At 67.5% G+C, this 17,985-nt stretch carries 18 protein-coding genes; 13 read left to right on the top strand and 5 right to left on the bottom strand.

Features of this window, described 5'->3' with window-relative positions; all coding sequences use genetic code 11:
* Positions 1 to 726: 726 nt before the first annotated feature.
* From IPJ78_03565 to IPJ78_03505, 13 genes are all read left to right on the top strand, one after another.
* The gene (locus IPJ78_03565; protein MBK7905621.1) at positions 727 to 2,577 is read left to right on the top strand and encodes a carbamoyltransferase; all 1,851 of its coding nucleotides are present in this window, start codon (positions 727 to 729) and stop codon (positions 2,575 to 2,577) included.
* On the top strand, positions 2,574 to 2,954 hold the full coding sequence (locus IPJ78_03560; GenBank protein ID MBK7905620.1) for a hypothetical protein: 381 nt from the start codon (positions 2,574 to 2,576) through the stop codon (positions 2,952 to 2,954). The genes IPJ78_03565 and IPJ78_03560 overlap by 4 nt, the downstream gene beginning before the upstream one ends.
* 48 nt (positions 2,955 to 3,002) lie before the next feature.
* Positions 3,003 to 3,164: a hypothetical protein gene (locus tag IPJ78_03555; GenBank protein MBK7905619.1), complete on the top strand. Its 162-nt coding sequence runs from the start codon at positions 3,003 to 3,005 to the stop codon at positions 3,162 to 3,164.
* A 30-nt stretch (positions 3,165 to 3,194) separates the two neighbouring features.
* Positions 3,195 to 4,739 carry an oligosaccharide flippase family protein gene (locus IPJ78_03550; protein ID MBK7905618.1) on the top strand — a complete coding sequence of 515 codons (1,545 nt, stop codon included), beginning with the start codon at positions 3,195 to 3,197 and terminating at the stop codon, positions 4,737 to 4,739.
* Between the two features lie 2 nt (positions 4,740 to 4,741).
* Positions 4,742 to 6,658: an asparagine synthase (glutamine-hydrolyzing) gene (asnB, locus tag IPJ78_03545; protein ID MBK7905617.1), complete on the top strand. Its 1,917-nt coding sequence runs from the start codon at positions 4,742 to 4,744 to the stop codon at positions 6,656 to 6,658.
* On the top strand, positions 6,655 to 7,824 hold the full coding sequence (locus tag IPJ78_03540; protein ID MBK7905616.1) for an SGNH/GDSL hydrolase family protein: 1,170 nt from the start codon (positions 6,655 to 6,657) through the stop codon (positions 7,822 to 7,824). The genes asnB and IPJ78_03540 overlap by 4 nt, the downstream gene beginning before the upstream one ends.
* 222 nt (positions 7,825 to 8,046) lie before the next feature.
* Positions 8,047 to 8,856, top strand: a complete 810-nt coding sequence (locus IPJ78_03535; protein ID MBK7905615.1) for a hypothetical protein — start codon at positions 8,047 to 8,049, stop codon at positions 8,854 to 8,856.
* The gene (locus tag IPJ78_03530; protein MBK7905614.1) at positions 8,810 to 9,313 is read left to right on the top strand and encodes a hypothetical protein; all 504 of its coding nucleotides are present in this window, start codon (positions 8,810 to 8,812) and stop codon (positions 9,311 to 9,313) included. Before IPJ78_03535 ends, IPJ78_03530 begins: the two co-directional genes overlap by 47 nt.
* Positions 9,310 to 9,567 carry a hypothetical protein gene (locus IPJ78_03525; protein ID MBK7905613.1) on the top strand — a complete coding sequence of 86 codons (258 nt, stop codon included), beginning with the start codon at positions 9,310 to 9,312 and terminating at the stop codon, positions 9,565 to 9,567. Before IPJ78_03530 ends, IPJ78_03525 begins: the two co-directional genes overlap by 4 nt.
* A complete protein-coding gene (locus tag IPJ78_03520) occupies positions 9,564 to 10,772 on the top strand; it encodes a glycosyltransferase (GenBank protein MBK7905612.1) in 1,209 nt (402 codons plus the stop codon). Before IPJ78_03525 ends, IPJ78_03520 begins: the two co-directional genes overlap by 4 nt.
* Positions 10,769 to 11,566, top strand: coding sequence for a polysaccharide deacetylase family protein (locus IPJ78_03515; protein ID MBK7905611.1), 798 nt, complete (start codon positions 10,769 to 10,771; stop codon positions 11,564 to 11,566). The genes IPJ78_03520 and IPJ78_03515 overlap by 4 nt, the downstream gene beginning before the upstream one ends.
* Positions 11,563 to 11,781: a hypothetical protein gene (locus IPJ78_03510; protein MBK7905610.1), complete on the top strand. Its 219-nt coding sequence runs from the start codon at positions 11,563 to 11,565 to the stop codon at positions 11,779 to 11,781. Before IPJ78_03515 ends, IPJ78_03510 begins: the two co-directional genes overlap by 4 nt.
* 324 nt (positions 11,782 to 12,105) lie before the next feature.
* Positions 12,106 to 12,561, top strand: a complete 456-nt coding sequence (locus IPJ78_03505) for a glycosyltransferase (GenBank protein MBK7905609.1) — start codon at positions 12,106 to 12,108, stop codon at positions 12,559 to 12,561.
* Positions 12,562 to 12,812: 251 nt separating this feature from the next.
* On the opposite strand, the gene IPJ78_03500 is transcribed toward IPJ78_03505, so the two are convergent.
* The 5 genes from IPJ78_03500 to IPJ78_03480 form a co-directional block, all read right to left on the bottom strand.
* On the bottom strand, positions 12,813 to 13,097 hold the full coding sequence (locus tag IPJ78_03500) for a hypothetical protein (protein MBK7905608.1): 285 nt from the start codon (positions 13,095 to 13,097) through the stop codon (positions 12,813 to 12,815).
* Complete coding sequence (locus IPJ78_03495; protein ID MBK7905607.1) at positions 13,094 to 13,561, bottom strand: hypothetical protein; 468 nt, start codon at positions 13,559 to 13,561, stop codon at positions 13,094 to 13,096. Before IPJ78_03495 ends, IPJ78_03500 begins: the two co-directional genes overlap by 4 nt.
* Positions 13,562 to 14,109: 548 nt before the next feature.
* Positions 14,110 to 14,640, bottom strand: coding sequence for a hypothetical protein (locus tag IPJ78_03490; GenBank protein ID MBK7905606.1), 531 nt, complete (start codon positions 14,638 to 14,640; stop codon positions 14,110 to 14,112).
* Between the two features lie 1,133 nt (positions 14,641 to 15,773).
* On the bottom strand, positions 15,774 to 16,508 hold the full coding sequence (locus IPJ78_03485) for a hypothetical protein (GenBank protein MBK7905605.1): 735 nt from the start codon (positions 16,506 to 16,508) through the stop codon (positions 15,774 to 15,776).
* Positions 16,509 to 16,563: 55 nt separating this feature from the next.
* On the bottom strand, positions 16,564 to 17,946 hold the full coding sequence (locus IPJ78_03480; GenBank protein MBK7905604.1) for an MBOAT family protein: 1,383 nt from the start codon (positions 17,944 to 17,946) through the stop codon (positions 16,564 to 16,566).
* Positions 17,947 to 17,985 lie beyond the last annotated feature (39 nt).

The following is a 17,985-nucleotide window of genomic DNA, read 5'->3' as shown; positions in this document are numbered from 1 at the left end:
CGCGATGCCACGTCGTCTCGCCGCGATGCCACGTCGTCTCGCTGCGCTGCCACGTCGTCTCGCTGCGATGCCACGTCGTCTCGCTGCGATGCCACGTCGTCTCGCTGCGATGCCACGTCGTCTCGCTGCGATGCCACGTCGTCTCGCCGCGATGCCACGGCGTCTCGCCGCGATGCCACGGCGTCTCGCCGCGATGCCACGGCGTCTCGCTGCGATGCCACGGCGTCTCGCTGCGATGCCACGGCGTCTCGCTGCGATGCCACGTAGCGTGGCGGCGCGTTCACGTCGGTCGGCGGCGCGCCACGGGTCCGTTGCGGCGGGCTCGGTGCGACCGGCGGTGGGTTCGCGCGTGACCTGTTGCCTGATCCCTCTACTGTCACAACGAACGCGGAGGGCAGAACACTCTGAATGCCGTGCTGGCAGTGATTTCCTGCCGCTCCGGCATCCACTATCCCACTCTCCGGCCCCAGCCGTGACCTCCGGCGACGTTGCCGTCGAGTCGCGTGGTCGTCTCGCAGGGAGACATGCTGACCGCCATTCCTCCGCAGTCTGATGCGTCAGCGCAACACCAAGTCAGCATCCCGGAGCTTCTTGGAAATGGCGCAGTGGCATACGATATTGTGCTGCAATGAGTTGCGCCACCGAATGGCGAAAGCAACGGGAGTGTCCGACTCTTGCGAAAGCAGGGTCGGCCCCCATGTGGACCGGGCCAGCACGTGACCTTCTATGCGAGGCGATGTGACCGACCGTAAGACCACCTGGATCCTCGGGATCTCGGCGTTCTATCACGACAGCGCAGCTGCGCTCCTCCGCAACGGCGAGATCGTCGCCGCGGCCAGTGAGGACCGCTTCACGCGCAAGAAGGGCGATTCCGACTTCCCGAAGAACGCCGTGGATTTCTGCCTGAAGCAGGGCGGGATCGGCTTGCAGGACCTCGCGTACGTCGGGTTCTACGACAAGCCGCTGCTCAAGTTCGAGCGGATCCTCGAGACCTACCTCGGCACCGCGCCGAAGGGGTTCGGGTCGTTCCTCAAGGCCGGACCGCTCTGGATCAAGGAGAAGATCTACCAGGACAAGACGCTGCGCGATGCGCTGGGCGGGTATGAGGGCGACCTCATGTACGCCGAGCACCATGAGTCGCATGCGGCGAGCGCGTTCTTCCCGTCCCCGTTCGAGGAGGCGGCGGTCCTGACGATGGACGGTGTAGGCGAATGGGCCACCGCGTCGATCGGCATCGGCAAGGGGAACGACCTGCAGATCGTGAAGGAACTGCGCTGGCCCGATTCCCTCGGCCTGCTCTACTCCGCCTTCACGTACTACACCGGCTTCAAGGTCAACTCGGGCGAGTACAAGGTCATGGGTCTCGCGCCCTACGGCCAGCCCAAGTACGTCGACCTCATCTTCAAGCATCTCGTGAACCTGAAGGACGACGGGTCCTTCACGCTCGACCAGAAGTACTTCAACTATCTCGCCGGTCTCACGATGACCAGCGAGGCGTTCAACGAGCTCTTCGGCGGGCCGCCGCGCAAGCCGGAGACCCAGCTCACGCAGCGTGAGATGGATCTGGCGCGCTCGGTGCAGGACGCGTGCGAGAAGATCATGATGCACATGGCGCGCGCGGCGCACCGGGACACCGGCCTCGAGAACCTGTGCATGGCCGGCGGCGTGGCGCTCAACTGCGTCGGCAACGGCAAGCTGCTGCGCGACGGGCCGTTCAAGCGGATCTGGATCCAGCCCGCCTCCGGCGACGCCGGCGGCGCGCTCGGCGTCGCGCAGCTGATCTGGCACCGCGAGTGCAAGGCGCCGCGCACCGTGGTGCCGGGCAAGGACTCGATGAACGGGTCGTACCTCGGCCCCGAGTACAGCGACGCCGAGATCGAGGAGTACCTCAAGAGCATCAAGGCGCCGTACAAGAAGATGACCAAGGAGGAGAAGGCGCCGACGGTGGCGAAGCTCCTCGCGAGCGGCCGGATCTTCGGCTGGCTCAACGGTCGCATGGAGTTCGGTCCGCGCTCGCTCGGCTGCCGCTCGATCCTCGGCGACCCGCGCAGCCCGAAGATGCAGCACGACATGAACGTGAAGATCAAGTTCCGCGAGAGCTTCCGTCCGTTCGCGCCGAGCGTGCTGCGCGAGAAGGTGAGCGAGTACTTCGAGCTCGACACCGACTCGCCGTACATGCTGCTCGTGGCGCCCGTCGCGCAGAAGCGGCGCATCCCGCTGACGGCGGAGCAGTCGAAGCTCTGGGGCATCGACCTGCTGAACGTCCCCAAGTCGGACATCCCCGCGATCACGCACATCGACTACTCGGCGCGCGTGCAGACGGTGACGAAGGACGTGAATCCGGACTATCACGCCGTGCTCACGGAATTCGAGAAGGAGACCGGCTGTGCAGTGCTCGTGAACACCTCGTTCAACGTGCGTGGCGAACCCATCGTGATGTCGCCGCATGACGCCTATCAGTGCTTCATGCGGACGAGCATCGACAACCTCGTTCTCGGCTCGTTCCTCCTGACGAAGGAAGAGCAGCCCGAGTGGAAGGAGACCAAGGATTGGCGGACCGAATTCGCGCTGGATTGACCGCGGCCCAGGGCCGCAAGTTCGCCTTCACGGTCGGCGGGGCGTTCTTCGTCTTCGCGGCGATCACCTGGTGGCGGCAGCACCCGACGATGATGACGGTGTTCGCGTCGCTCGGCGGCGCGTTCGCCGTCGCGGGGCTCGTCGCGCCGACGGCGCTGGGGCCGGTGGAGCGGGCGTGGATGGGCCTGGCCCATCTCATCTCCAAGGTCACGACGCCGATCTTCATGGGCGTCGTGTTCTACGTGGTGATCACGCCGGTGAGCGTGCTGATGACGCTCCTCGGCAAGCGCCCGTTGCGGAACGACCCGAAGGCGACGACGTACTGGCACACGCGCCCGGAAGGCGAGCGGCGCAGCGATCTCTCGCGGCAGTTCTGAGCCGCGTCCTCCTCACACCCGCACCCGCCGCCTGGGCGGCATCGTCATATGGCCAAGCCGAAGGGCATCGTCAGCGAGTTCTGGGATTTCCTGAGCGCGCGCAAGAAGTGGTGGTTGGCCCCGATCATCATCGTGATGGTCATGGTGGGCGCGCTCCTCGTGTTCGCGCAGGGCTCGGCGCTCGCGCCGTTCATCTACACGATCTTCTAGGATGAGCGGGATGGACCAGCGGGGCCGTCCGTGACGGACGCCGCGGCGCCTGCGGGCGCCGCGGCCGTTCCCGCGTCCGAGGGGCAGCCCGCGGGCGGGTACGTCCGCAGCACGTTCAAGCACGGCGCGGTGTACCTGATCGGCACCGTGCTCTCGCGCGTGGCCGGGTTCATCATGTTGCCCGTCTACACGCGCGTCCTCACGCCCCGGGACTACGGCGTGATGGAGATGCTGGCGTACACGACGGACGTGCTCACCTTCCTCGTGGGGCTCGGGGTGAGCACGGCGGTGACGCGGCACTACTACAAGTACGAGACGGAGGCGGAGCGGCATGCGCTGGTGAGCACGGCGGCCGTGCTGCTGTTCGTGCTGTTCGCGGTGGTCGCCGTGCCGGTGCTCTTCCTCGCGGAGCCGATCACCTCGCTGCTGCTCAAGCCGGGGGAACCGGCGCTGTTCATCCGGTTGTCGATGGTGAGTCTCATCCTCGGGGTGGCGATCGATGTCCCGATGACGGTGATGCGCGCGCGGCAGGAGTCGCAACAGGTCGTGCTCTGGGGTGCGATCCGCCTCCTGCTCGCCATCGTGCTCAACCTCGTCTTCGTCGTCTGGCTCCGCATGGGGGTCCTCGGCGTGTTGTTGTCGACCATCATCTCGGGTGGAGCGGTGGGCGGCTACCTAGTCAGTCGGCTCCTGCGCATCACCGGGCTGCACTTCCAGCCGGCGATGGCGCGCGCGCTCGTGGCCTTCGGCGCGCCGTTCGCCATCTGGGAGCTCGGGAGCTTCGTCCTCCATTTCTCCGACCGCTTCTTCCTCAATGCGTACAGCACGCTCGAGACGGTCGGCCTCTACTCCCTGAGCTACAAGGTCGCGATCGTCATCCCGTTCTTCATCACCGGCCCCTTCTCGAGCATCTGGCTCCCGAAGGCGCTCGAGATCGAGAAGCGGGAGGGAGTCGGGGCGATCCCGATCCTGTCCGCCATCCAGCGGCACTACAACCTCTTGCTCATCTGCATCGCGTTCGGCATGGCGCTCTTCGCGTGGGACGCGATCCGCCTCGCCACCGGCGAGGCATTCCATGGGGCGTACGCTCCCGTCCCGCTGCTCGCCCTCGCCATGGTCTTCTTCGGGTACCGGCAGACGGCCCAGATCGGCGTCATCATCCGTGAGAAGCCGGGCCTGGTCGCGCGAAGCACCGCCGTAGCCGCGGCCGCGGTGCTACTCCTCAACTGGATCCTGATCCCCCGGTTCGGTGCCATGGGAGCCGCCGCGGCGACGCTCGGGGGATTCGGCACGGAGTTCTTCATCATGCGATGGTTCTCCATGCGCGAGTACCCGCTGCGGATCGAGGTCGGTCTCCTGCCCCTGGCGATCGGCGTGGTCGCCTGGGCCGGCACACGGGCCGTCCTGCCGCTCGACGCGTCGGTCCCGCTGAGCCTGGCGATCAACGCCGGCGGATTCGTCGCGTTCACGGCGCTGCTCCTGGTCACCGGTGCCGTCGACCGTGAGCAGCGGCAGTTCCTCCTCGCGGCCGTTCGGGACCCCCGGGGCATGCTCCGCGCCGTGCGAGGGGGCTGACCATGTGCGGCATCGTCGGGTTCGCGTTCCGGGACCGCCAGCGTCCCGCAGATCCGGCCACCGTGCGCCGGATGTGCGATGCGATCCGCCACCGCGGGCCGGACGACGAGGGCGTGCACGTCGACGGTCCCGTCGGACTCGGCATGCGCCGGCTGAGCATCATCGACCTCTCGGGTGGGCACCAGCCGGTGTTCAACGAGGACGGCTCGGTCGCCATCGTCTTCAATGGCGAGATCTACAACTACCGCGAGTTGCGGGACGGTCTCATCGCGCGCGGGCATGTGATGCGGACGCACAGCGACACGGAGACGATCGTCCATCTCTACGAGGAGATGGGCGAGCGCTGCGTCGAGAAGCTCCGCGGGATGTTCGGCTTCGCCATCTGGGACGCCAAGCGCGGCACGCTCCTGATCGCCCGCGACCGGTTCGGCATCAAGCCGATGTACCTCCACGAGGCCCCGTGGGGGATCGCATTCGCGTCCGAGCTCAAGGCGCTGCATGCCGTCGGTCTCGCCAGCGGTCCGCTCGACTGGGAGGCGCTCGAAGGGCTCTTCCGCGTCGGCTACGTGCCCGCGCCGCGGACGCCGTTCAAGGCGGTGCGCAAGCTCGAGCCGGGCCACAGCCTCACGTGGCGGCCCGGGCATGACCCGGTCATCCGGAAGTACTGGGATGTCCCGACCACGCACGCGCGGTCGCGCGCGCAGGCCGAGGAGCGGGTGCGGGTCAAGTTCGATGAATCGGTGAAGGCGCATCTCGAGGCCGACGTGCCCGTCGCGGCCTTCCTGAGCGGCGGCCTCGATTCGTCCGCCGTGGTCACGAGCATGGCGCTCGCCGGGGAGAAGGCGCACGCCTACACGGTGCGCTACACGGGCACCGGGGCCGAACGTGCCGACGAGTCCGGTCTCGCGAAGCTCCTCACGGACCGCTACGGCCTCAGGCTCACCGTCGTCGACGTCGATCCCGACATCCGGAACATCCTGGAGCCGATCGTCCATTCGCTCGATGAGCCGCACGCGGACGAGTCGGCGGTCCCGACCTGGCTCCTCTGTCAACGCGTGGCGAAGGACTACAAGGTCGCCCTCGTCGGCACCGGCGGGGACGAACTCTTCGCCGGCTACCGTCGGCACTTCGCGCTCGCCGCGGCGGGGATGTGGCAGAAGCTGCCCGGCGCCCTGCGTCGCGGCGCCAGCGCGCTCGGCGACCGGATGCCGGAGCCACGGGACGGCGCCCTCGGGACGGCGCGCATCAAGCGCTTCCTGCGGTCGTCAGGCGGGTCGCTGGCCTCGCGCTACCTGAGCCTGCAGGACAAGCTCGGGGCGACGGCGCTCTTCACGCGCGGGATCGCGGATCAGATGGGCGCGAGCTTCACGGCGGCGACCTTCGAGCGACACGGCGCGAGCGCCCCGACCGACGGTCTCATCCGCCCGGCGCTCTATCTCGACTACAAGACCTATCTGCCGGACGACCTGCTGCACCTGGCGGACCGCCTGTCGATGGCGCATTCGCTCGAGTTGCGCGTGCCGTTCGTCGACCATGAACTCGTCGAGGACCTCTTCACGCTCCCCGACCACGTCCGCGTTGGCCTGATGCGTCCGAAGCAGCTGTTGCGAAAGGCCCTGGCGCCGCGACTGCCGGCCGAGCACTTCTCGGCGCCCAAGCGCGGCTTCGTGGGGCCGACGGCGCAGTGGTTGCGGCATGAACTCAAGGACGTGCTCGCGGACGAGCTCGCGCCGGATCGCCTGCGGCGCCTGGGGTTCTTCGATCCGGACGCGGTGGACCGCCTCCGGCGTGAGCACGCCGAGCATCGCCAGAATCACGAGGGCGTCCTCTGGGCGCTGCTCTGCTTCAGCACCTGGCATAGAGGCTGGGTGGAGACGGCGCCGCCGTCCTCGGAGACCTACTTCCCCACACGCGCATGACCGGACCCGACGCGACACCATCGTCCGCCGCCGAGCCCTCACCCAAGCCGCGCTTGCTCGTGCGCTTGCTCGCGCCCCTGTTCGTGCTGGCGGTCTCCGGGGTCTTCGCCCTCGGCGTCGGCGAGCTGGCGGTGCGGCTGGTGAAGCCGCAGCAGCTGATCATCCTGCGGGAGGACCTCTGGATGCCGGCGGACACAATCGGCCACCGGCTGCGGCCGAACGTCTCGACGACGGTCAACACGGGCGAGCGGACGGTGCATGTCTACACCGACGCCGAGGGCTTCCGCGTCGGCGAGGCGGGGCGGCGGGACGCGCCGGTCCGGGTGCTGCTGATCGGGGATTCGTTCGCCGAGGCGATCCAGGTGGAGTATGAGCAGTCGTACGCGCATCTCATCGAGCGGGGACTCTCGGAGGCGCTCGGGCGCGACGTGGTCGTGCGGAATGCGGGAGTCTCCGATTGGAGCCCGAACAACTACCTGATCCGCGCGCGCCAGCTCCTCGGGCGCGATAGCGTCGATCTCGTGATCGTGACGATCTTCGCCGGAAACGACGCGATCAGTCAGCGCCGCGAGTACTTCCCGCCTCGGACGCCCGTCGCCACCCACGCGTTGCGCTTCCCGCGCTCGCTCGCAGCCCGCGAGGTCATTGATGCGCTCCTCGCCCCCGTCAATGACGGCCTCGAGAAGCGCTCGCACCTGTTCATCCTCCTCAAGAACCAGTTCGCCGGACTCCGGATGCGGCTTGGTGTGACGGCCGACTACCTGCCGCTCGAGTTCCGCCGATCGGAGGCGACCTCGGTCCGCTGGCGGACCACCGCTGAGGTCTCGCGGGCTCTCGCCGATACCGCGCGAGCGCTGGGCACTCCGACGCTGTTCGTCATCATCCCCGAGCGGATCCAGGTCTACGAGGAGGATTTCCAGCGGTACCTCGAAGGATTCGGCATTGACTCGTCGCTCGTCGACCTCGACCAGCCGACCCGCGAGCTCGCCACCACCTTCGCCGCGGAATCGCTGCACGTGCTCGACGCGTTGGCCGCATTCCGGTCTGCGCGTCCGGTCGGGCCGAAGCTCTTCGGGACCGTTGACCAACACCTGAGTCCCGAGGGCCATCGCGTGCTGTCATCGCTGGTCGTACCGGCCGCAACCAAGGCGCTGGGCCGTCCATGAACGTTCGCGACTTCATCGCGTGGCAGGTGCAGCCGGGGGAACCGCCGTTTCCCGCGGTCACGAGTGAACGCTGGCGGCACTGGCGCGGAGGAACGCTGGCCATGGCATGGGTGCCCCGTGATCCCGACGCGGCACCCGCCGAGGCCTTTGTCCGGCGATGCCGCACCGCGGCTCTTTCTCGGTGACTCGGCGGCGTTCGATGATGCGAATCCCGATCAGCCGATGGCGAATGCCGTCAGCGTGCGACACGACGCCGCGTCGCGTGCGCTCGCGGTCACGACGAGCATCGTCGGGCTTCCGCCAGTGTATTGCCACACTTCGCGTGGCCGCACGGTCGTGGCGTCGTCGATCCACGCCCTCGTGAAGGTTCCTGGGGTGCGACTCGACTTCGATCCGCTCGGCGTCGTCGAACATGCGACTTTCGGTCATCCTGTCGGGCACCGGACGCTGTTCAAGGACGTGCGGCTCCTGCCGGGCGGTTCCCGGCTCGAGCTCGGCGCCGCGGGTACCTGTGTGGAGCGCCGCATCTGGAGCATGCCGAGCAGCGCGCCCTGGTCGTGGGCCGACTTCATCGAGGCGCAGCGGGACGCCTTCGTCGCGGCACTCTCGCGGATCGACGTCTCCAGAAGCTTCCTCTCCCTCACCGCCGGACTCGACACGCGCGCCGTCTTCGCCGAGCTCGCTGCGCATGGTCGCCTTATCCCCACGGCAACGATGACGGGCACGCGGCCGTCGCTCGACGCGCGAATCGCCGCACGCCTGAGCGCGGCGTACGGGGTGCGCCACGTGGACGTCACCTTCGGCGAGCCGTTCGAACGGGATCTGCCGGCCCACGTCGAGTCGGCCAGCCGCCTCTCGGGCGGCCTCGAGTCGCTCAACCAGGCGCCGGAGGTGTACCTCTACCGCACGATCGGCGGTGGATTCGCCTCCCGGCTCTCGGGCAACCTCGAATCAGGTCGGCCGCGGAGGGACCGAGGGCGTCTCGGTGCGTGGTGCACGTCTCGACCTGCTCGCGCCTGCGCTGCGAGGTGACGGTCCGCCGCGCGATCACTGGCTGCTCGCGGCGCTCGCGCGCGGACCGCGCGAATCGATCGAGTTCATCCTCCAGCAGGAGGTGCCATTCACGCTCCTGCCGAACTTCGGGGTCGGAAGCCACTTCGCGCTGCAGCAGAGTCCGTATGCCGATCGCGCGCTCATCGAGACGTTGGCGCATCGGCCGGAGGAGACTCACGCCACGCCGGCGCGCTCGAAGTTCAGGCTGCGCCTGCGCGACCTGAAGCACCGTTTCGTCGGTGAGCCCGAGATTCACTCGTTCCAACGCTCGCTCATCTCCTCGCGCGGCGGAGTGGCCGCATCGGTGCCCATCAACTGGGATGGCGGCCTCGCGGGGGCGTCTCCGTCGTCGGGCTCGGGATGGGTGTGGCGACGTTCGCGGGGATGGCGGCCCGGGCGAAGGGCCTGGATGCGGGAGTCCTGCGCCGCCCGTTGAGCTGGAGCGGCCTGCCGGCGCTGCATGACTTCCGCGAGTCCCGTCGGTGGCTTCGCGAGCGGCTGCGCGACTACACGATGGATTCCCTCGGCGCGGCCGACCTCCGTCACTCGGGCCTGTTCGAGTCGCGAGCGCTCGACGCGCTCGCCAGCGAGCACTTCTCGGGAACGCACGATCACTACGACACGCTGACCTTCGCGCTCGACCTCGCGCTCGCGCGGAAGCACTTCCTCAAGTCCGACGCTCTCCCATGAGTCCCAATCGTCCCCGCGTCCTCTTCGTGGCGCCGGTCGAACCCTGGTGCCGCGAGAACGGCGCCAGTGTGATCACCGCCGATCTCCTGCATGGCCTCGCGCGCGTCGGCGGGGCGGACGTCCTGCCGATCTTCCTGCGGCGTCCGCCGACCGGCTACCGCTCGGACGCACCGGCGGGTCTGGAGGGAACCCAGCTCGGGCTCGAAGGCGTGCCGAAATGGGTGTCCATCGCCAAGGCACTGGCCACGGGGTCGACACCCATGCGGCTGCGGTTCGACAACGCACGAGTCGCCGCACTCGTGGAGCAGACGACTCGTGCTCGCGGCTTCCGCCCGACCGTCGTGCATGTGGAGCATCTTCCGCTCGTTGACATCGGGATCGCCCTCGCGCGCGCATTCCGTGCCCCTCTGGTCTATCGGTCGCACAATCACGAGGCGTTGCTGCTCGAGCGGAGGCTCGCGATGAAGGGACCGTTGGCCCGCGTACTCGTGGGCTTCATGGCGCGAGCGGAGGCGAGGGCGGCGGAGGCGTGCGATCTCACGCTATGCATCTCGCAGGGCGATCTGGACTGGATCCATCGGCACGCAGGAGCGGCGCGGGCCGAGCTGTTCCCGTGCTCCTTGCTCCTCGACCGTTATGATGCGCTCTCGTCGCATCCGCGCGCCTCGACTCCAACAATCGGCTTCGCGGGAGGACTGGACTGGGCGCCGAACCTCGTGGGACTGCGCTGGTTCGTGCAGGAGTGCCTGCCGCTCGTGCTCGCTGGGAGACCGGACGCGCGGCTTGTCGTGCTCGCGCGCGGTGCGGCGGAGCAGCCGTGGCTCGTCGGACACCCGGCGATCGATATCCTCCCGGATGGAGGTGACGCCCGCGAACTCTTCGCGACGAGCTGGGTGACGCTCGCACCGCTGCTGCAGGGCGGCGGGGTGCGGATCAAGATCCCGGAAAGTCTCGCGCTCGGCTGCCCGGTCGTCGCGACCACCATCGGCGCCGAAGGGCACGATCTCCCGGCGCTCGATCGCGCGGACGAGCCCACGTCGTTCGCGGACGCGTGTGTTCGCCGACTCGCCGCACCGCCCGACGCGAGCGCCCGAGCCGCCCTGCGGCGTGCAGTGGACGCTCGGCATGGAGCGACGGTGCTCGGCGAACGACTGGTCGCCCGCTGGTCCGAGCTGGCGCACGCGGGATCCGGGGGTGTCGCATGACGTCCCGCGCCGACCAGTACGTCGTGCTGTGCTATCACGACGTCGAGCCGCGGACGCGAGCGGCGGGGGGAGGACCGACGCGCTTCTCGACCCCGACGGCGATGTTCGAGCGGATGCTCGACACGATCCTCGAGCAGGGCTACCGTGGCTGCTCGCTCGCCGAGGCGCGAGTGCGACCCGGAACGCGACGCGTCGCGATCACGTTCGACGACGCCAACCGCGGGCAGTATGAGCAGGCCGTGCCGGCGCTGCGCGCTCGCGACATGTCGGCGACGATATACGTGTGCACCGAGTGGATCGGTCGTCCGGGGTTCATGAGCTGGGACGATCTGCGAGCGGCGCGCGATGCTGGCATGTCGATCCAGTCGCACACGCGCTCGCATCCCTTCTTGTCCGAACTTGGCGAGCAAGCCCTGCGGCAGGAGTTGACGGAATCGAAGGCGCGGCTCGACCGCGAGCTCGGGAAGGAGACGCACGAGATCGCCTTCCCGGGCGGGGACGCGCCTCAGCGGCGACTACGGTCGCTGATCTGGGACTGCGGGTACACGACGGCGGTCGGCACGCGTTGGGGACTGAACGCGGACGACGCCGATCCGCGCCTGTTCGTGCGACGGTGCACAGTGCGAGGGAACATCAGCGTCGCGGACGCGAAGCGGTTCATCAACGCCGACCCGTTGCTGGGAGTCTCGAATCGCGCACGCGAGTCGGTACTGCGGAACCTGCGGAGCTTCATGGGCGCCAGCCGCTACGAGCGGGTTCGCCGTCGATTCCTCAATCTGGTGGACCGGTCATGACGAGATCTGACTTTCCCCGGCTCTCGATCGCGATGATGATCGAATCGGTCGGGCTCGGCGGTGCGGAGATGGTGGTGCTTCAGCTCGCTGAAGAACTGCGCTCGCGCGGTCATGCGGTGCACCCGGTGATCCCGCACGGCCCGGCTGGCTGGTCTGGGGGCGCGCTCGAGTCCGCCGGGTTCGATCCGGTGAGATACTGGGCCGAGGAATGCTGAATCGCGCGTTGGTCCGGAACTTGTCGGCGGCGCTTCGCGCACGGGGAGTCAATGCCATTCACAGCCATGAGTTCGTGATGGCGTACTACGGGACCTCGTCGCCCGAGGGCTGGGTTGCCCTCACGTAATCACGCTGCATGCGGACCAGCACATGACGGCGCGCTGGCACAAGCGGTGGCGCTTCGCTGGGCGTTCCGGAACAGTGACGCGGTGGTGGCCGTCTCGAAGCACACGGGCGCCCATCCAGAGGAGCGGCTCGACCGCCTGCGGAGCGGTGGTGGTCGTTCCCAACGGCATCCCCTCGGGACAGGGGATGCGGCTCGGATGCGCGGCGGAGATGGGGATCCCGCCGAGGAGCTGATCATCCTCGCGATCGGCAGCCTCGTCGTCCGGAAGGGACACGCGGTGCTCATCGACGCGCTCGCGCGACTAGAAGGCGAACGATCGGTGCCGCCGTGGCGGTTGCTGATCGCCGGGGAGGGCGTGGAGCGGAGCAGCCTCACGGCGCAGGCGGAGAAGCTGGGGCTCTCCGATCGCGTGCATCTGCTCGGTCACCGCCTGGACGGCGCGAATCTGCGGGCTGCCGCGGATGTCTTCCGCCATGCCGTCGCTCTGGGAAGGCATGCCACTGCGGTGCTCGAGGCGATGTTCGCGAGGCGAGCCATCGTCGCATCGGCATCGTCGGGAATCTCGAGACGCCTCTCACGAGGTCGATGCCTTGCTCGTGACTCCCGGAAGCGTGGAGGAACTCGCAGGGGCCCTGAGGCGACCGCTGAGTGACGAGGACCTTTCGGACACGGCCCGGCTCGGCGGCCTTGCTGTGCCGAGCGCGAGTTCACCATTCGCGCGATGACCGACGCGTACGAGGCCCTCTTATCGCGGCGCGGCCTGTCGCGGCTGATTCGTCGCGAACGAGGACGGGCACGGACCGCTGGGGAGTCCTCGGATCCCACCGGCGAGAGCGCTCGTGCCGCCGTCGCGTCCGATCGGTCTTGGGGGGTGCGCATCCAGCGGAAGAAGGTAGATCCCGGTCACCCCGAGTCCCGTCGCTTCGAGCGCTGGTCGGAGGTCGACGGTCGCGATGCCCAGAGAGGATGCCTCCCCAGCATGACCTGCCTGTTGGGATCCTCGTTGGTTCCGTCCATTTCGCTGACGGCGGGGAAGGCCGCGAACACGAAGGGGACGCGACGCGCCCGCAGGCGCTCTGCCAGATGCTTGAGGCTGTCGGCGTAGGCCGCGCGTAGCGTATCGCGCTGCGCGAGAAGCCGGCGCGCGTCGTCCGGACCCGATGCGTCCTGTCCGAATGCGCGGCTCATGTTCCTTCGCGCGCGGACGGCAAGCGCCAGATTCCAGACAGCGGTGTTCCGGAGCACGGGGTAGAGCACCGACATCGGAAATCGCGACTTCGCCTCGCGATTGCGCGCGAACTGCGCCGCCACATCGGATTCCTCAGGTCATCGACGTCGTTCTCGTAGAACGTCAACACCACGAGATCCGGCTCCAGTGCCAGCGCGCGCTCCGCCATCTGCGCGTGCGAGTCGATCGTCGTGTTCATCACGCCTGCGTTGATCGCGCGAACGGCTGCGCAGTCCGCGCGGAGGGCCTCCTCTAGCTTCGCCGGCAGCGTCTCGTGGTCGTCGACGTAGTCCCCGAAGGTGAAGGAGTCGCCGATCATGACGACGCGGTACTCCCCGGGCGGCTTCTCTCGCGGGATCTCAGGGCCGCGATACCCGAGAGAGTTGATACGGACGTGGAACGCCGGCTTGCCGACGCGCTGCAACAGTACCTCTCGGCCGGGCTGAACAAGCCCGGCACACGTTCGTACTCCGCCACGGTAACGGTTGGCAACCCTCGGCTGGATAGAGCCTGAACGCTCTGAGCGTCAGCTCCGTGACAACGAGGCCAGCACAGGTACCGAGAAGCACGACCCCGACGGGAGCGAGCCACTTCCTCATGCCAGACTCCGCGACCGAGGGCCGACTCTACACGCGTGCATGCGATCCATTGCGGCACCGCGGTCACGTTCCCCGGTCACGTCAGACTTTCGCCCGGGATCGGCTTCGCCCCGATCCAACCCTGATCATCGCGGAATCGCGAAGCAACTCCTGGTAGCTATAGTAGAAGCTCGTCGTCCACCAGTCGTTGCCGGCGGTCTCTGAAGTCATTGGTCCCGCAGTTGAACCCGTCGAGATTATTCACGTTCCGGAAAGTCCAGGACCGCGGGAGCCGAGCGCGCCACCGCCAAAGTCAGCCGGGAAATCCGCCTCGGTGAACAACAACGCGTTCGCCGTGTCGTAGACGCGAATCTGAAACCGTACGTCGTCGCCGTCAGCGCGCCAACGCGGTCTCGATCCGGTAGGTCTGGTGCTTGGCCAGCCAGGGGCCGTTGTTGAACGCACCGTTGTTATTGATGAGGATGGTCACGCCGAGCTGCCACTGACCGTTGCGCGCCGGACCGACATCCGACCCATAGTGCACGCCGACGATATAGTGGCAATCGCCGACGGCGTTGCCGTCCTGCCAGGGATGATCGCCATTGCCGACCAGGGGGTCCGGGAACGTCATTCGGACATACCAGCGATAGTAGCTGGTCGATCCGACTGCTGGGATGGGAAGTCCGGTGTGTCGATTGAGCGCGAAGCCGTTGTTCGACCGGTTTGCGACGAACTTGCAGACCTTCGCGGATGGGAAATCAAGACCCGCGGCACTCAAGACCTCCTGACCGAAGCCGCCGAGGAGATTCCACTTCCCGCCGTCGCTTCGCGAGGCGTTCGCCGAGCCGAGTGCGGCCGAGGCCCAGTTCGAGAAAGAACAAAGCGCTTCCTCCGGCGGGAATCGCTTCCGCGGCGAAGATCGCATTCGTCGTTGCGCCGGATGTGACGGACACGACGACCGGAGCCGTCTCGGAGTTCACGCGGCGGAATCCCGCGGGCGGAGAGTAGGTCACGTTGTACGACCCGGTGGAAGGTCGGCCATGTCGCCCCGGCTCACGCCCTGGTTGCCGGAACCGACAGCGTCACGGTATAGTGCGCCGGTGCCATTGGTGAGACGTGCCGACGCGGAGCCCCTGCCGTCGCTCCCGTAAGGCCGTTGACGACGACACGCGACCCGTGCCCGTCGCCGCCGCCATCGGTGACGGGTGAAGGCGCAGGCTCCGACGCCCGCCGCGACCGGAGACGCCGGTGACCGGATTCGTGCCGGTGACGTTGAACCCGGCGGAGCGGTATACGCGATGGTGTACGCCGTGCGGGACCAATGGGTCGGTCCCGAATCCGTTCGTGCCAATGGCGATCACACGCGGCGTCCCGGCAGCATCCGTGCGGTGTGCGATGGCGCTTCCGCCGTTCGCGGGCGAGCCGGTAATACCCGACACGACCACGTTCAGGGGTCCTTTCGGCCCCTCCTCCTCCGTAGTCGTCGGATTCCCGCAAGCGGACACGCCGACTCCACCCACGACCAGGAGCGCTCCTCCCTTCTTCACGAACTCCCGTCGGCTGATCGCATCGGCCGATGTGATCATTCCAGTCATCGAAGGCACGGGTTCGCGCGGTGTCGACGACTTTCTGCGGCGCTTCTGACTCATCTTGCACCCTGGAAACAGGAGTCGGGGACTCGTGATCTTGACGTAGAATGCTCATGCCGATTGACGCGCCGTGCTTTGCGCCGACGACGGGAACCGGGACATCTCAGCGGTCAGCGATGATACACCCCGCGCCGCAGTCTGGACCTGCGGGGACAGGAGGCCGCCATGGAGAATAACGACCGACGCGGGACGGATGTCACACTCGCGATGCGTGCGCCCGAATGCACCCCGAATGGAGCTCGACGGTGCTAGTTCGGGACCGTCGGAGGGGCGCCTGGATCCGCGAGGAGGCCGGTCAGCGCTTCGCCAAGCTCCCTCGTGAACCGCACTCTACCATCCGCATTCAGGTGGAATCCATCCTTGAACAGCGCGGGAGCGTAGGACCCGGGCTGGAACGCGATGAGTACGGTCACGCCAGCCCTGCTCGCCGCGCGCGCGACCGCTCGCTCGAACGTCCCGTCTCCGATCGACGGAGGCAACACAACGATTGGGCGAGCGCCTCGACGGCCGCTCTCGGCCCGCAAGCGCGCGAGTCGGGATGTGATCCGGCCCTCGATGAGCACCGGAGTCCGCCATCCACGGCGACGGCGCAGGATTCGGGATGAATGTCGCGCCTGGCGACGCCATCCCGGAACGAGCGCGCCGAGAAGCACCTTCCGACTCGATGCGGAAGCCGTAATACGAGCTGATGCTGGACAGGGCCAGGCGCGACATCTCGGTCGGATGCAGCCCCGGCCTCCCTCGCGAACGGGATGACCTGCGCGGGTCCAATGAGCCGGAACGCGGTGTAGTCTCCGCGGAACGCGTCACTCCCGAGCTGCCGCGTGTCGAGCATCACGGCCTCGATGCTGGCGCTTCCGCCGCGGGCGTGCAGCTGCTCGAGCCCATAGCTCCAGTCCAGGAACAGCGTCTGCTCGATGACGATGCGGCGGAGCTCCCACGGTGACGGCATCATCGCGCTGAGCGAGGGCTCGTCCACTCCGTCGAGAAGCAGCGAGTTGCCCACGACCGGCAGCCCGACGCGCGCCGGGTCCGACCGACGCCGGGCGGCCTGATACTCGCGGTCGATACGGCGCTCGATGCGACTCACGCGCAGGACGATCGCGCGGTTCAACAGCTCCACGGCGCCGAGCAACAGCGTCATGCCGCAGAGCAGGCGAAAGATCGCACGCCTGGGGCTCGCCGCCGGCGACCGACCGCTAGAACTGGAAGTAGATGAAGGCACTGGCATCACTCGCCGAGAAGAGGATCATGAGTCCGAGCAGCCCGAGCGCGGCGACGATCCGCGTGCGATGGCTCGCCGATGCGAGCAAGTACTCGTCACGCCGGGACGCCATGTGCAGGTCGATCATGACCATTGGGACGATGAAGATCGCCAGGAAGGTCGCCGCAGTGAGGTAGACCGGGCGCCAATCGAGCGACCGGATGCTCGCGATCATCGCGAAGGCATCGGAGACGTGCTGTGCGCGGAAGAATATCCACGCGATGCAGACCACGTGGAAGATGGCGATCCGCTGCGCCCATGCGCGTGCGCCGTGGCTCATCGTCCGCTCCGGTTCCTCGCGATCGAGCCCGAGCAACCTCCTGCCCTGGCGCTCGATGGCGAGTCCGAATCCGTGGATCGCGCCCCACAGCACGAAGGTCCAGTTGGCGCCGTGCCAGAGCCCGCCGATCAGCATGGTCGCAACGAGGTTGCGATTGGTGGCGACCTCCCCGTGCCTGTTCCCGCCCAAAGGGATATAGACGTAGTCTCGCAGCCACGTGCTCAGGCTGATGTGCCAGCGCCGCCAGAAATCCTGAAGACTCCGCGAGAAGTACGGTGGCTGGAAGTTCACCATGACGTGGAATCCCATCAGCTCCGCCGACCCTCTGGCGATGTCGCTGTATCCGCTGAAATCCCCGTAGATCTGCCAGGCGAAGGCGTACGTTCCGAGGGCTACCGTCGCCAGTCCCGGGGGACCAAGCGTGCCGTTGAACGCGGCATTGGCGACCAGGGCGCAGTTATTCGCGACCACGCACTTCCGGAACAGCCCGAGACGATGAGCATCAGTCCGTCGGAACACCGTCGCCGGATCGAAACGGCGAGGTAGCTGAACCTGAGGGAGAAGGTGGGACGGACGCTGGATCGGTCCGGCGATGAGGTGCGGGAAGAGCGAGATGAACAGCGCATAGTCCACCATCGACCGTGCTGGCTGGATGCGCCCGAAGTACACGTCCACGATGTACGCGACGGCCTGGAACGTGTAGAAGGAGATGCCGGGTGGGAGCAGGATGCGAAGCGCGACCTCCGGCACGTCCAGGCCGAGCGCCGCGAGCGCAGGGTGCAGTGTGTCGATGAAGAAATTGAAATACTTGAAGAACCCGAGGAACAGGAGGTTCAAGGTGAGGGAGAACGCGAGCAGCGACTTGCGGCGGCGCGGGACGTCCGATCCGGCGATCGCGAGTGCGCAGACGTAGTCAACAACGGTGGAGACGAGGATCAGGCCAAGGAAGCGCCAGTCCCACCAGCCGTAGAACAGATAGCTCGCACCGAGGAGGAGGACGTTCCGGCCTCGGTGGGCGAGGCGCCAGTAGAGCGCCACGACCACAACGAGGAAGACGATGTAGATCGGCGAGTCGAA

Source organism: Gemmatimonadota bacterium (genome assembly GCA_016714015.1).
In the GTDB taxonomy this organism is placed as follows: domain Bacteria; phylum Gemmatimonadota; class Gemmatimonadetes; order Gemmatimonadales; family Gemmatimonadaceae; genus Pseudogemmatithrix.
The sequence above is the reverse complement of the archived record's forward strand: the minus strand, read 5'-3'. Positions and strand labels throughout refer to the sequence as shown.

Bases quoted from the DNA above. Each gene is read 5' to 3' on its own strand.
- IPJ78_03555 (MBK7905619.1), top strand. From the start codon at position 3,003: ATGGCCAAGCCGAAGGGCATCGTCAGCGAGTTCTGGGATTTCCTGAGC.
- IPJ78_03565 (MBK7905621.1), top strand. From the start codon at position 727: ATGCGAGGCGATGTGACCGACCGTAAGACCACCTGGATCCTCGGGATC.
- IPJ78_03515 (MBK7905611.1), top strand. From the start codon at position 10,769: ATGACGTCCCGCGCCGACCAGTACGTCGTGCTGTGCTATCACGACGTC.
- IPJ78_03485 (MBK7905605.1), bottom strand. From the start codon at position 16,508: ATGACGCTGTTGCTCGGCGCCGTGGAGCTGTTGAACCGCGCGATCGTC.
- IPJ78_03520 (MBK7905612.1), top strand. From the start codon at position 9,564: ATGAGTCCCAATCGTCCCCGCGTCCTCTTCGTGGCGCCGGTCGAACCC.
- IPJ78_03510 (MBK7905610.1), top strand. From the start codon at position 11,563: ATGACGAGATCTGACTTTCCCCGGCTCTCGATCGCGATGATGATCGAA.
- IPJ78_03540 (MBK7905616.1), top strand. From the start codon at position 6,655: ATGACCGGACCCGACGCGACACCATCGTCCGCCGCCGAGCCCTCACCC.
- asnB (MBK7905617.1), top strand. From the start codon at position 4,742: ATGTGCGGCATCGTCGGGTTCGCGTTCCGGGACCGCCAGCGTCCCGCA.
- IPJ78_03490 (MBK7905606.1), bottom strand. From the start codon at position 14,640: ATGCGATCTTCGCCGCGGAAGCGATTCCCGCCGGAGGAAGCGCTTTGT.
- IPJ78_03505 (MBK7905609.1), top strand. From the start codon at position 12,106: ATGCGCGGCGGAGATGGGGATCCCGCCGAGGAGCTGATCATCCTCGCG.
- IPJ78_03535 (MBK7905615.1), top strand. From the start codon at position 8,047: ATGGCGAATGCCGTCAGCGTGCGACACGACGCCGCGTCGCGTGCGCTC.
- IPJ78_03500 (MBK7905608.1), bottom strand. From the start codon at position 13,097: ATGAGCCGCGCATTCGGACAGGACGCATCGGGTCCGGACGACGCGCGC.